The organism is Segatella copri (genome assembly GCF_009494395.1).
Taxonomy (GTDB): Bacteria; Bacteroidota; Bacteroidia; order Bacteroidales; family Bacteroidaceae; genus Prevotella.
This window is the reverse complement of record NZ_VZCB01000033.1, coordinates 15,742-29,201: the sequence shown is the minus strand read 5'-3', so window position 1 is coordinate 29,201 and position 13,460 is coordinate 15,742. Positions and strand designations below refer to the sequence as shown.

The following is a 13,460-nucleotide window of genomic DNA, read 5'->3' as shown; positions in this document are numbered from 1 at the left end:
ACTACTAAACAATCACTATTCCAGATAAAATTCTTCCGTAATTTTCGCATACCATTCAGAGCGGTTTCCTTCAGAATCCGTCATGATTTCCGTGCACTTATCCATCATGCCCGCACGACGCTTGGAGAAGGCAACAAGATAGCGCTTGGGCTGCTTGCGCTCCACCGTCTTTACGCCACACTGACGAACAAGCGAAAGTCCTGAACAATAGGCTTCTGACACAAAAGACTCCAGCACATCGGCTGGCACTATCGCAGAGAACACTCCCTCATCGGAAAGCCATCGTCTGACACCCTTCATCAGAACCGGGAACGGCAGACTGTCAGAATGCCGAGCCATCGCACGCTTACTGTCAGGATTTTTTAACCCATTCACAAAGAAAGGCGGATTGCTTACTATCGCATCAAAAAGCATTCCGTCAACCTTAGCCGCTTCCGACTTTTCCATCATTTTCTCATCCTCCTTCATCACCTTGCCATTCCCCATTTCCATCCTTTCATCCTGTCCCCTCAACAGATGTTCTTCAGAAAGATCCTGCAAGGCGCAGCACGCTATCCCTACCCGGTCGGCAAAAGGACTGGCTGCCACATTCTCCCTAGCCTGCATGCAGGCATCCGGATCAATATCTATTCCCCAAACCTGAGCCTCAGGGAAACGCTGCGCCATCATGAGCGAGATAAGTCCCGTACCCGACCCGATGTCGAGTATACGTTGTCCACCCTCAGCCCATGCACCCAGCAGCACCCCGTCGGTGCCCACCTTCATCGCACAGCAATCCTGCTGTATTTCAAACTGTTTAAATGTAAATCCAGCCATAAATCTTCTCTCGTTATTTTTTATTTTCCAAAACTATCCATTTCAGAGATAATAACGTGCAACAGAGCCATATATTGTAAAATATCGGGAAAAAGACTGTCTTTTGCCACTCATAACGGAGATAAATCGGCTTTTATTTATTAAATAATCTATACTTCTACACGAATTCGCAAAAAAATGAGTAACTTTGCACCTTAAAAATAAGAATTCGATAAAAGAAATGAAAAGAAACGAAACTCAGATACAAATGTTTGCCGATTTCGAGGGCGATCCAAGCTCATTGCTCACAGAAAATCCGGCAGGAATCTATCCGATGCTCTGCACCAGAGAGCTCGTTGCCTTTCCTACTGTGCTCATCCCTATCGTCGTGGGGAGAGCTGCCAGCAAGAATCTGGCAGAAAAACTGGCTAACAAGCCAAATACCATCTTCTGCGTCTTCTGCCAGAAGAACAAGGATGAAGACCATCCAAAGGAAGCCGACCTGTATGATACAGGTGTCTTCGCCAAACTCGTAAAGGTAATCAACATGCCTGACGGTTCGGGCAACCAGACCATCATCATCCAGTGCCTGGGCAGATGTCACCTGGAGAAAATCGAGAAAACCACTCCATACTATAGCGCCAGCGTAACCAGTCTGCCGGAAATATGGCCAGCGGAAAACGATACCGATTTCCCAACCATCCACCAGACGCTCCTGAAGGAAACCATCAGCTATATCAACGCCAACGATAATATCCCTACCGACCTGGTTTATGCCATCAACGAGATGTCGCATAGCACCATCCAGGGAAACTTCATCTGCAGCGCTATCCCTTTCAGCATCGAAGACAAGATGAAGATGCTGGAACAGGACACACTGAACGACCGTCTGCTGGAAGCCCTCAGGGCTTTGCACAAGGAATCGAAACTGCTCCACCTGCAGAACGAAATCAGCATGAAGACCCGCTATGACCTGGACGAGGAACAGAAGGAATACTTCCTGAAACAGCAGATAAGAAACATCAGAAAGGAACTGGGAGATGGAGACGGAAGACCAGAGAGAAAGGAAATCATAGAGAAAGCCAAAGGAAAGAAATGGAACGAGACCACTCAGAAGATATTCAAGAAGGAACTTGCCAAGCTGGACACCATCCATCCGCAAAGTCCCGACTACTCCATACAGATAAGCTTCCTGCAGACCATGGTAGACCTGCCTTGGAATGAATATACCGAGGACGACCTGAGTCTGTCGCGCGCCAAGAGAATACTGAACCGTGACCACTACGGCATGGAAAAGGTGAAGGAGCGCATCCTGGAATACCTGGCTGTAAGAGCACTGAACGGCGGACAGAAGAGTCCGATACTCTGCCTCTACGGTCCTCCGGGAGTAGGAAAGACCAGTCTCGGCAAGAGCATCGCCGACGCCATGAAGCGCAAATACGTGCGCATGTCATTAGGCGGACTGCACGACGAGGCAGAAATACGCGGTCATCGCCGCACCTATATCGGAGCCATGCCAGGACGCATCATCAAGAACATCCAGAAGGCCGGCAGCAGCAACCCTGTCTTCATCCTCGACGAGATAGACAAGGTGGGCAAGAACAACTTCCAGGGCGACCCGGCATCGGCTCTGCTCGAAGTGCTGGACCCGGAACAGAACAACGCCTTCCACGACAACTATCTGGATGCCGACTACGACCTCTCAAAGGTTCTCTTCATCGCAACAGCCAATGACCTGGGAAGCATCCCACGCCCATTGCTCGACCGTATGGAGCTGATAGAAGTGGGCGGATACATTACCGAGGAAAAGATAGAAATAGCCAAGCGCCACCTGGTACCTACGGAACTGGAGAACAACGGTCTTGACAAGCAGGAGGAGAAAATCAGCTTCAACAAGGCTGCCCTGGAATGCATCATCGAGCACTATACACGCGAAAGCGGAGTAAGACAGCTGAAGAAGCAGATCAACAAGTGCCTGAGAAAGGTGGCATACAAGATGGCATGTGACGGCAAGCTGGAGCATTCTACCATCGGCATGGACGAGGTGAAGGAACTCCTGGGCAATCCGCCATTCAACCGCGACATCTATCAGGGCAACGACTATGCCGGAGTGGTAACCGGACTGGCGTGGACCTCTGTGGGCGGCGAGATTCTCTTCATCGAGACCTCATTGAGCCGTGGCAAGGCAGGCAAGCTGACCCTTACCGGCAATCTGGGCGACGTGATGAAGGAGTCGGCAGTCATCGCCCTGGAATACATCAAGTCGCACATCGACCTGCTGGGTGTAGACTACCGCATCTTCGAGAACTGGAATCTCCACATCCACGTACCGGAAGGAGCCACTCCGAAAGACGGTCCATCGGCAGGTATTACCATCGCCACCAGCATCGCCTCGGCCATCACCCAGCGCAAGGTTCGCAAGAACACAGCCATGACGGGCGAAATCACCCTGCGCGGAAAGGTTCTGCCAGTAGGCGGCATCAAGGAGAAGATACTTGCAGCCAAGCGCGCCGGCATCACCGACATCGTAATCTGCAAGGACAACCGCAAAGACATCGAAGAGATTCCGGCAAAATATCTCAAGGGCGTATCCTTCCACTATGTAGAAGACGTGGCCGACGTATGGGAATTTGCCCTCACCGATGAAAAGGTAAAGCACCCTATCGACTTCACCATTCCAGAAAATGACAAAAAGAATTAAAAATGAAATTTGAATTACAAGTAACAGATAAGGCTAGCGATGCACGCACCGGCATCATCACCACCGACCACGGACAGATCAAGACTCCTATCTTCATGCCAGTAGGAACGGTGGGCAGCGTGAAAGGTGTACACTTCGAGGAACTCAAAAAGCAGGTGAAGGCTCAGATCATCCTGGGCAATACCTATCACCTCTATCTGCGTCCGGGACTTGAAGTAATCAAGGCTGCAGGCGGACTGCACAAGTTTAACGGCTGGGACCGCCCTATCCTCACCGACAGCGGCGGCTTCCAGGTATTCTCGCTCACGGGCATCCGCAAGCTGAAGGAGGAAGGTTGCGAATTCCGCTCACACATCGACGGAAGCAAGCACTTCTTCACACCGGAAAACGTGATGGATACGGAGCGCATCATCGGTGCCGACATCATGATGGCTTTCGACGAATGCCCTCCGGGACAGAGCGACTTCCAGTATGCCAAGAAGAGTCTTGAACTGACCCAGCGCTGGCTGGACCGCTGCCTGAAGCGCTTCAACGAGACCGAACCACTCTACGGCTACCAGCAGAGCCTCTTCCCTATCGTACAGGGCTGCACCTTCCCGGAACTCCGCCGCGAGGCAGCCAAGTTTATCGCAGACAAGGGAGCAGACGGCAACGCCATCGGAGGTCTGGCTGTAGGCGAGCCTACCGAGGTGATGTATGAGATGATAGAAGTGGTGAACGAAATCCTGCCAAAGGACAAGCCACGTTACCTGATGGGCGTGGGTACCCCTCAGAACATCCTGGAAGCCATCGAGCGAGGCGTAGACATGTTCGACTGCGTGATGCCAACCCGCAACGGAAGAAACGCGATGCTCTTCACCTACAACGGCACCATGAACATGCGCAACAAGAAATGGGAGATGGACTTCAGCCCAGTGGATCCGGACGGATGCGAAATCGACCAGATTACCAGCAAGGCATACCTGCACCACCTCTTCAAGGCACAGGAACTCCTGGCGATGCAAATAGCCAGCATCCACAACCTCTCGTTCTATCTGCGACTCGTTACCGATGCACGCCAGCATATAGAGCAGGGCGACTTCGTACAGTGGAAGCGATCTGTCATCGACCAGCTCGGCAGAAGAATTTAAATTACTGAAGTTAGGAGCAAGAAGTCTCAGGAGCATGAAGCCCCCGACGGCTCCTGCTCCCGGAAAATACTGATTTATGAAAGATTTTAAATACATCAGAAAACATCGCAGAAGATTAAAGTTCGGCAGAACCATGGCTCGAAGATTCGGATGGCTCACCGCTGCCCTCAGATGGCTGGGCAGGAAACTGAGCTGGATGGGAAAGGTCATGCGATGGATTGGGCATAAACTGCGATTCCTCAAGGTGCTCAAGTATCTCAACCCACTGAGATACATCAAACGATTGGACTGGTATATCATCAAGAAGTTCGTAGGCTACTACTTCTTCTCGATAGCGCTCATCATCACCATTGCCATCGTGTTCGACTTCAACGACAACCTGTCGAAGTTTACCGAGTATCATGCACCGGCACGAGCTATCATCTTCGATTACTATGCCAACTTCGTGCCATACTTCGCCAACCTCTTCAGTGCGCTGTTCGTGTTCGTAGCGGTCATCATGTTCACCTCCAAGCTGGCAGGCAATTCAGAGATCATCGCCATGCTGGCATCGGGAGTATCGTTCAAGCGCCTGCTTCGCCCGTACATGATTACCTGCATATTCCTCTCGGCACTCTCCTACACGCTCTCTGCCTATGTGATTCCGCACGGCACGGTCATCCGACAGAACTTTGAGACGATGTACAAGAACAAGAAGAAGAATACCTCTGCCGAAAACGTGCAGCTGCAGGTGGACCGAGGCGTGATAGCCTACATCCAGCATTACGACAACAACTCGAAGAGGGGCTACGGATTCTGTCTAGACAAGTTCCAGGAAAAGAAACTGGTGAGCCACCTGACAGCATCAGAAATACAGTATGATACCATCAGCGACTCCAAATACCACTGGAAACTAACCAACTGGAAGGTACGCCGACTGCATGGCATGAAAGAGAAGATTACAAGCGGAATGAATAAAGATACGCTCATCACCATGGAGCCAACCGACCTGGTCTACTCCAAGGGACAGCAGGAAACCTTTACCAGTCCGGAGCTGAAGGATTACATCTCCAAGCAGATCAACCGCGGTTCGGGCAATGTGGTACAGTACAAGGTGGAGTATCATAAGCGCATCGCCTCCTCCTTCGCCTCATTCATCCTCACCATCATCGGCGTATCGCTCTCCTCACGCAAGCGCAAGGGCGGCATGGGTAAGGCTCTGGGACTGGGTCTGGCTTTGAGTTTCGGCTATATCATGCTGCAGACCGTCTGCGCCACCTTCGCCATCCAGGCAAACTTCCCGCCAATGCTGGCGGCATGGTTGCCTAACATCATTTACGCCTTCGTAGCATACTTCTGCTACCGCAAGGCACCGAGGTAATAAACATTGAAAAAAAGAAAGAAAATGTATTTCGACGAATTAGATTTAAACGACAACGTGCTCGACGCATTATACGATATGCGATTCGACACCTGCACCCCAGTACAGGAAAAATGTATACCAGAGATATTGGAAGGTCATGATGTGCTCGGCGTAGCCCAGACCGGAACCGGAAAGACAGCTGCCTATCTGCTGCCGGTATTGAGCAAGCTGGATGATGGTGGCTATCCTAAGGATGCCATCAACTGCGTCATCATGTCGCCTACCCGTGAGCTCGCACAGCAGATTGACCAGGCGATGCAGGGCTTCGGCTATTATCTGCAGGACGTGAGCAGCGTGGCTGTATACGGTGGAAACGACGGCAACCGCTACGATCAGGAGCTGAAGAGTCTCCGCATGGGTGCCGATGTAGTCATCGCTACACCAGGACGTCTCATCACCCACATCTCGCTGGGCAACGTAGACCTCAGCAAGGTAAGCTTCTTCATCCTCGACGAGGCCGACCGCATGCTCGACATGGGTTTCTCAGAGGATATCAATACCATCGCTGCCAAGCTGCCTAAGACTTGCCAGACCATCATGTTCTCGGCTACCATGCCAGAGAAGATTGAGGAATTGGCAAAGTCACTGCTCAAGGATCCGGTAGAGATCAAGCTCGCAGTGAGCAAGCCTGCAGAGAAAATCAAGCAGGAGGCTTATGTATGCTATGAAACCCAGAAAATGACCATCATCAAGGATATCTTCAAGGCTGGCGACATGAAGCGTGTCATCATATTCAGCGGCAGCAAGATGAAGGTGAAGCAGCTGGCTGCTGCCCTCCAGCAGACCGGTATCAACTGCGGCGCCATGCACTCAGACCTGGAGCAGGCTGAGCGTGATGATGTCATGTTCAAGTTCAAGAGCGGTCAGTATGACGTGCTCGTGGCTACCGACATCGTGGCTCGTGGTATCGACATCGACGACATCGAGATGGTTATCAATTATGACGTGCCTCACGATACCGAAGATTACGTTCACCGCATCGGTCGTACAGCACGTGCCAACCGCGACGGTAGAGCCATCACCTTCGTCAACGAAGAGGACATGTTCTGGTTCCAGCAGATTGAGAAGTTCCTGGAGAAGGTGGTAGAGAAGATGCCGCTTCCTGAGGGATGCGGCGAGGGGCCTGAATATATCAAGCTGAACAAGCCTAGCAAGAAAGGCGGACGTGGAGGCAAGGGCGGAAACGGACGCAAGGGCAATGGACGTGGCGGAAATGAGAACGGCGAAAAGACCAAGGCTAAAAACAGACGCCAGAAAGACCGCGAGCAGACTGCTCATAAGCATAAGCCAAACAACCCTAACAACCGACAGGAGAAAGCTCCTAAGGAAGGAAAGGTACAGAACGGTGAGGCTCAGCAGAACGGTCAGCAGAACGGTCAGAACGGTCAGAACGGACAGCAGAAGCAGGGCAACAAGAAGCCTCAGCAGAACAAGCCATATCCACAAAACCAGGAAGGCGAACAGACAAGAAGCAACGACAATCCAAACAACAAGCGTCGCAACAACAACAAACGCCGCAATGGTAACAATGGCAACAACGGTAACAATGCTGAGAATACAAACCCTCAGCAGCGCCCTGGTACAGAAAACAATGTACGCCCAGGAAGCAACGGTCGTGGCAGAGGCGTAGCTCAGAAGAAGCAGAATCCAAACAACCAGCAGAAGCAGAATGCAGCTCCACAGAAACCGGGGGCAGCTCCTCTGCAGAAGCCAGCCCCAGCTCAGAAAAAGGGCGACAAGCAGGGTTCACGCAAGTATGAGCCAGTGGTAAATCCACAGAAGAAAGAAAACGTGGTAAAGAAAATCTTCAACAAGATTTTCGGATTCAAGAAGTAATATAACAAGTCGCAAAAAGGCAAAAGCATTCAAACCCTGATTGCTTTTGCCTTTTACGTTTTCCTTTCGACCGATAACCGTTAGTTCAGTCATCAATAGTGTTAAAAATCATAAGAATCACATCGGTTCGCATTATTTTTATTATCTTTGCATTTCAACAAGACATATATAAATAAATAATAAATATAGAATATAAAATTATGAATGTAGGAGATAGAATACCAGAGATTCTTGGCATTGACCAGGACGGACGTGAGATCAAGGCAAGCGACTATCGTGGTCGCAAGATAGTACTCTACAGTTATCCGAAGGCTAACACCAGCGGATGCACTGCCGAGGCCTGCTCGCTGCAGGCTCATAAGGAGGAGCTGGCAGCAGCCGGTTACGAGATCATCGGCGTGAGCAAGGACAAGCAGGCACTGCAGAAGAAGTTTGCAGAAACCAAGGGTCTGCAGTTCCCTCTTATTGCCGATACAGAGACCACCCTTTTGCAGGAACTCGGTTGCTGGGGCGAGAAGGTAACCTGCGGCAGAAAGACCATCGGCATCCTCCGCACCACTTATCTCGTCAACGAAGAAGGCATCATTGAGAAGATTTTCACTCCAAAGGAGATCAAGACCAAGATTCATGCAGAGCAGATTCTGGATTACATCCATCAATAAGCCTACAACAGAATGGACAATATTGTCATCGAACTTTTTCTGTTGAGCATCGGAGCCAGTTTTGTGCAACGCACCACTGGCTTCGGTTTTGGCATCTTCATCATGACGATGCTCCCCTCCATCATGCCCTCTTATGGTGAGGCAACAACCCTCTCAGGCATCCTGGCGATGACAACCTCCCTGATCATCGTCATTCAGAAATACAAGTACATCACCTGGAGGCGACTGCTGCCCATTCTGTTCACCTTCATCATCATCTCCATCGGAGCCATCTTTGTGCTCAAGCGGATGGAATATCACATACTGAACATATTGCTCGGTATTACGCTGATCATCGTGAGCATCTACTTCGCCTTCTTCAGCAAGCGCATCAAGGTGAAGACTACGCTGCCCGTGCAGGTTACGGCAGGAACATTGAGCGGACTGATGGGAGGATTCTTCGGTATGCAGGGACCACCAGCCGTACTCTATTTCGTCAGTTCAGAACCCGACAAGGATCGCTATCTGGCGATGACACAGACCTATTTCCTGGCAGGCAATCTGATAATGACACTGGCAAGAGCCTATAACGGTTTCTTCACCACCACGGTCTCCATAGGTTATGTGTATGGAATAGCCGGAGTCTTCATTGGCAACCTGATAGGCTCCTGGGTGTTTAGGCACCTCAGCGGCTCCCTGCTCAAATACATCATCTATGCCTATATCGGAATCAGCGGATTAACCTTCCTTCTAGGGGCGTAATCCACTGTAAAACAAGCCATTCCATCCAATAGACATAAAAACATTGATAAAAAACATAAGATTATGACAAACAAGGAATTGACACTCGCCCAACTGATGAGAGCGATGATTAAGTATGATGGCGGCGATGCGCCACGCATCCAGCATTTCGTAAAGGTGCACGACTTTGCCCGTATGATAGCGATAGCAGAGGGAATGAACGAGGAAGACCTCTTCGTGCTCGAAGCTGCAGCCATTCTTCACGATGTAGGCATTCACGTTTCAGAAGCTAGATACGGCAACTGCGATGGCAAGCACCAGGAAGAACTGGGTCCTGATGAGGCAAGAAAAGTACTGTCAGAAGTTGATGGATTCACAGCCGCGCAGACAGAAAGAATCTGCTGGCTCATTGCCCATCATCATACTTATCAAGATGTTACCAGCCTCGACCATCGCATTCTGCTCGAAGCAGATTTCCTGGTGAATTCCTTCGAAGCCCACCTTGCTCCCGAAGGCATCATCACCTTCCGCGACCATGTATTCCGCTCGGAGTCAGCGATCAGTATGCTGAATGATATGTGGGGGCTGGAATAAGGAGAATACTTTTGTCTAAAAAAATAATAATTTAAAATCATGGGAAAAACAATAAATGATATGGGAAATAGACAGCCGGATAGCAATGCTGGCAGCAGTAAGCAAAAAGGAGTGAAAAATAAGCAAACCCGGCAGTTGGCACTATGGATTGGCGCTTTGATAGTAGGCGCAGTCTTAGGTATGTTCGGCATCAACTGGCTGGATGGCCTGATGAATTTCATCGCCACGGTCTATACCCGCTTATTCCAACTTCTAGCAGTACCAACCATAGCCTTGGCAGTCATCACAACCCTGGCATCCTTGGGCAACCAGGCAGATACCGGTAAGATATTCCGCCACGCCATCACCTACACCCTACTCACGACGATAGCAGCTGCAGCAGTGGGACTGGTGCTCTACAACATCGTTTCTCCAGGCAATTTACCTACAACCTTGGTACAGAGCGGTATGGCAGATGTTCCCCAAAAGCTGGGAGAAACCAGCTATTATGACCATATTCTTGGGGTAATACCCAACAACATCATCAAGCCGTTTGCCGAAGGAAATGTACTCTCCATCCTGATTTTGGCTGCAGCAGCAGGTATTGCTTTAACCAAAATGCCATCAAGCGACAAGAAAGAAGTCGTGATGAAGGGATTGTTTGGATTACAGGATTTGCTTTTCATGCTGATTCATGGATTAATTTGGGCTCTGCCTCTGGGTATCGTTGCCTTTGCAGCACAACTCTCAGCCCAGTTCTCTGCAGGTATCGTGATGGCTTCACTAGGAAAGTACGTAGCTGTTATCCTGGGAGGTAATGTCATTCAATTCTTCGTCATCCTCCCACTCTTCCTCTTGGCAAGAGGCTTGAATCCTGTGCGTACATTGGGAAAGATGATGCCGGCAGTATTAATGGCTCTGTTTACAAAGAGTTCTGCTGCTACGTTGCCGGTAACGATGCAGACAGCAGAAGACAGACTGGGAGTTTCCAATCAGGTTTCCCGCTTCGTATTGCCTATCTGTACTACCATCAACATGAATGGCTGCGCTGCGTTTATCCTCGTAACCTCCTTATTCCTGATGCAGAATGGAGGAATGCCTTTACCTTGGACTACGATGATTCTCTGGCTCTTCATTTCAGTTATCTCAGCAGTGGGTAATGCAGGAGTGCCGATGGGATGTTATTTCCTTACCCTATCTCTGATGTCCGGCATCAATGCTCCTATCGGCATCATGGGTATCATCCTGCCAATCTATACCATTATCGACATGGTAGAGACGGCAGAGAATGTATGGTCAGACTCCTGTGTCTGCGCCATGGTAGATAAGGACTTGAAAGGATAGAGTTCACTTGAAAAAGTATTCTCATTAAAAGTTTAACATACATTCGTTCTTCAAGCAACAGACGGGAATGACTGAGGAGGGGAAACGGAAAATTTTGGCAGAAATGATTAAATTAATTATACTTTCATGCCACTTTTGCAGCATTTATTGCCAGTTCTGGCAAAAACCGTTCACTCCTGATATAAAAATTCACCTGGCACATAACTTGCTAATACCTAAGATGAAAGCGGAAGCCGAAAGGGCAAGAGGAACGTTAAGAACCCTAAGCAATGACATTTGAGGGTTTCTCGAAATCCTTGAGTCCCGAAAGCCGAAGCGTTCATTAAGAAAAAGGATAAATTAATAAACAATTAGAAATCCCGACAGAGCCGGAAGGCGAAGAGAGGACGAGAAAAATATAATTTGGAGGTTTTACATTATGTTGTTAGCTCGTAGAAATAACAGTGTTTCAAATTGGTTGAACAGTTGGTTTAATGATAACTTCTTTGATACCGAATTGATGCCACACATGAACGCCACTGCTCCTGCAGTCAACGTCAAGGAGGATGCTACAGCTTACACCATGGAGATTGCTGCACCTGGTTTGAAGAAGGATATGGTCAAGATGAACATTGATAAGGATGGTTATCTGAATGTATCTATCGAGAACAAGAACGAGAAGAAGGAGGAAAAGAAGGAAGAGCATTACCTGCGTCGTGAATTCTCTTACAGCAGCTACTCTCAGAGCTATGCTTTACCAGAGGATGCCAATCACGAGAAGATTTCTGCTGAGGTCAGCGATGGTGTCTTGAAGATTGAGATTCCTAAGGTAGCCAAGGAGGAGAAGAAAGACGATGTTAAGCACATTGAGGTAAAGTAATCACTCATAACGTGCTAAGCAGCTTTCGGGATGACATTTCATTGCACCCTAGAAAATAATTAAAACGGAGGGCTAGTCCTGATAATGGGCTAGCCCTTTTTTTGTGCCTTTGGGGTCATTACTGCAAGAAATCATCGTTGCTTACCTTTACACCAAGTGGTCCATAGTCGCCAAGAGCTTTGTGAGCAAGCTGCTTGTCGGGATCGGTCACATGGTCGATAGGTTCGCCAGTCTTATCCTTGTAAGCAGTAGGTGTCATGGTTGCGATGGAGTGTATCCATTTCCTGTCTGGAAGAATGTTCCTGTACATGACAGCCACAATCTCTCCGATAGGATTGCCGTCTATGTTCTTTTTCTCACTGTCCCAAACGAAGAGATTGACATATTCTCCGTTGGCATTCATTTCGTTCACCTTGCTCTGTATGGCTGATAGCTTAGGATTCTTTTTCAGGCAAACCACAAATGTTGCTTTCTTGCCATCGGCATAGCGAGCCTTCGCATCATATATAGACATATATGAGCGTGTGTCGCTTGCTGAGCCAATGCAGATAGACCAGTAACGTGTCACAGCTTTTCTGTATTCCTCAGGCTTTGTTGGCACTGTGGCCGGTATGAAGGAGAATGTGAGCACAGAGTCCTCGCGCAAGTGCGTTCTTCCATAAAGGTATGCCGTGGAGTTGTTTGGATAGTACATGCTAACTGGAGCAAGGAAGAATGGCATCTCCCTGTTTTCGTCGGATTTCTGTGTAAACACCTTCGATGTTATCTTATAGACATTTGATACAACGTGTTCTGGCACGTAGGTCTCATGCAAGTTCATGTCGAGTGCAGTGATGGCTGGCAGTTCTACTCCTGCGTATTCATCTTTTTGGCTTCCATCGGCAGTAGTGCCCAGGTAATGTCTGAGAACTACAGCTACTTTGTTCACACCTTCTTTAACTTTCACCACATTCTCTCCAAGTTTGTCTATTACGCTTTGTGACGTTCCGTTTGGCACCACATAGAGGGTGAAATAGTTCTTTCCAGAAGTGGTTGCGACGAAAGGATTCGTGCTTCCGTTATCTGCCGAGATGTCCTGGTCATCGATGCCTGCAAAAACGTCTCCTGTCTTATCATTGTATAGTGATATGCTGAAATATCTGCAATGAGGATATTCTCCTTTCAGGCATAGAATCTTGTCACTGTTTTTATCTATCTCATAGGTGTATTCCCAATAATTGGAATATAAGTCCGGGTATGCTCCGAGAACTTCACCATCACCTTTCAGGGTTGCGCCCCATTGCTCCTTAGGTGACACGGTAGGGATTTTTATATCGTTGTTGCTGTCGTCATCGGAACATGCGATGAATGTCATTGCCGTGATAAAACTTAGCAATGAGGTCATGATAATTTGCTTGATTTTCATACTTCCTGTTTTTTTAAATTAATATACTTTTTG

Annotated in this window: 11 protein-coding genes; 9 read left to right on the top strand and 2 right to left on the bottom strand. The window is 48.8% G+C overall.

Translation table 11 applies throughout. The annotated features are described in order from the left end of the window. Positions 1 to 15: 15 nt before the first annotated feature. The gene (locus tag F7D73_RS03495) at positions 16 to 816 is read right to left on the bottom strand and encodes a tRNA1(Val) (adenine(37)-N6)-methyltransferase (RefSeq protein ID WP_153122308.1); all 801 of its coding nucleotides are present in this window, start codon (positions 814 to 816) and stop codon (positions 16 to 18) included. A 220-nt stretch (positions 817 to 1,036) separates the two neighbouring features. On the opposite strand from F7D73_RS03495, the gene lon reads away from it, so the two are divergent. From lon to F7D73_RS03450, 9 genes are all read left to right on the top strand, one after another. Continuing rightward, positions 1,037 to 3,496 carry an endopeptidase La gene (gene lon / locus F7D73_RS03490; RefSeq protein WP_228117616.1) on the top strand — a complete coding sequence of 820 codons (2,460 nt, stop codon included), beginning with the start codon at positions 1,037 to 1,039 and terminating at the stop codon, positions 3,494 to 3,496. 2 nt (positions 3,497 to 3,498) lie between these two features. Beyond that, entirely contained in the window at positions 3,499 to 4,626 is a 1,128-nt protein-coding gene (gene tgt, locus F7D73_RS03485) for a tRNA guanosine(34) transglycosylase Tgt (RefSeq protein ID WP_153122307.1), read from the top strand. A 208-nt stretch (positions 4,627 to 4,834) separates the two neighbouring features. Beyond that, positions 4,835 to 5,986, top strand: a complete 1,152-nt coding sequence (locus F7D73_RS03480) for an LptF/LptG family permease (RefSeq protein ID WP_420377639.1) — start codon at positions 4,835 to 4,837, stop codon at positions 5,984 to 5,986. Positions 5,987 to 6,010: 24 nt separating this feature from the next. Further along, positions 6,011 to 7,864 (top strand): DEAD/DEAH box helicase, encoded by a 1,854-nt coding sequence (locus tag F7D73_RS03475; protein ID WP_153122305.1) that lies wholly within the window; start codon positions 6,011 to 6,013, stop codon positions 7,862 to 7,864. 200 nt (positions 7,865 to 8,064) lie between these two features. Further along, positions 8,065 to 8,526, top strand: a complete 462-nt coding sequence (locus tag F7D73_RS03470) for a peroxiredoxin (protein WP_153122304.1) — start codon at positions 8,065 to 8,067, stop codon at positions 8,524 to 8,526. A 12-nt stretch (positions 8,527 to 8,538) separates the two neighbouring features. After that, positions 8,539 to 9,267 carry a sulfite exporter TauE/SafE family protein gene (locus F7D73_RS03465; RefSeq protein WP_153122303.1) on the top strand — a complete coding sequence of 243 codons (729 nt, stop codon included), beginning with the start codon at positions 8,539 to 8,541 and terminating at the stop codon, positions 9,265 to 9,267. 63 nt (positions 9,268 to 9,330) lie between these two features. Further along, positions 9,331 to 9,840, top strand: coding sequence for an HD domain-containing protein (locus F7D73_RS03460; RefSeq protein ID WP_153122302.1), 510 nt, complete (start codon positions 9,331 to 9,333; stop codon positions 9,838 to 9,840). Between the two features lie 39 nt (positions 9,841 to 9,879). Then, a complete protein-coding gene (locus tag F7D73_RS03455; RefSeq protein WP_194256837.1) occupies positions 9,880 to 11,163 on the top strand; it encodes a dicarboxylate/amino acid:cation symporter in 1,284 nt (427 codons plus the stop codon). A 418-nt stretch (positions 11,164 to 11,581) separates the two neighbouring features. Then, positions 11,582 to 12,022 (top strand): Hsp20/alpha crystallin family protein, encoded by a 441-nt coding sequence (locus F7D73_RS03450; RefSeq protein ID WP_153122300.1) that lies wholly within the window; start codon positions 11,582 to 11,584, stop codon positions 12,020 to 12,022. A 118-nt stretch (positions 12,023 to 12,140) separates the two neighbouring features. Here F7D73_RS03450 and F7D73_RS03445 read toward each other — a convergent pair whose 3' ends face one another. Further along, positions 12,141 to 13,427, bottom strand: coding sequence for a hypothetical protein (locus F7D73_RS03445; protein ID WP_153122299.1), 1,287 nt, complete (start codon positions 13,425 to 13,427; stop codon positions 12,141 to 12,143). Positions 13,428 to 13,460: the final 33 nt, after the last annotated feature.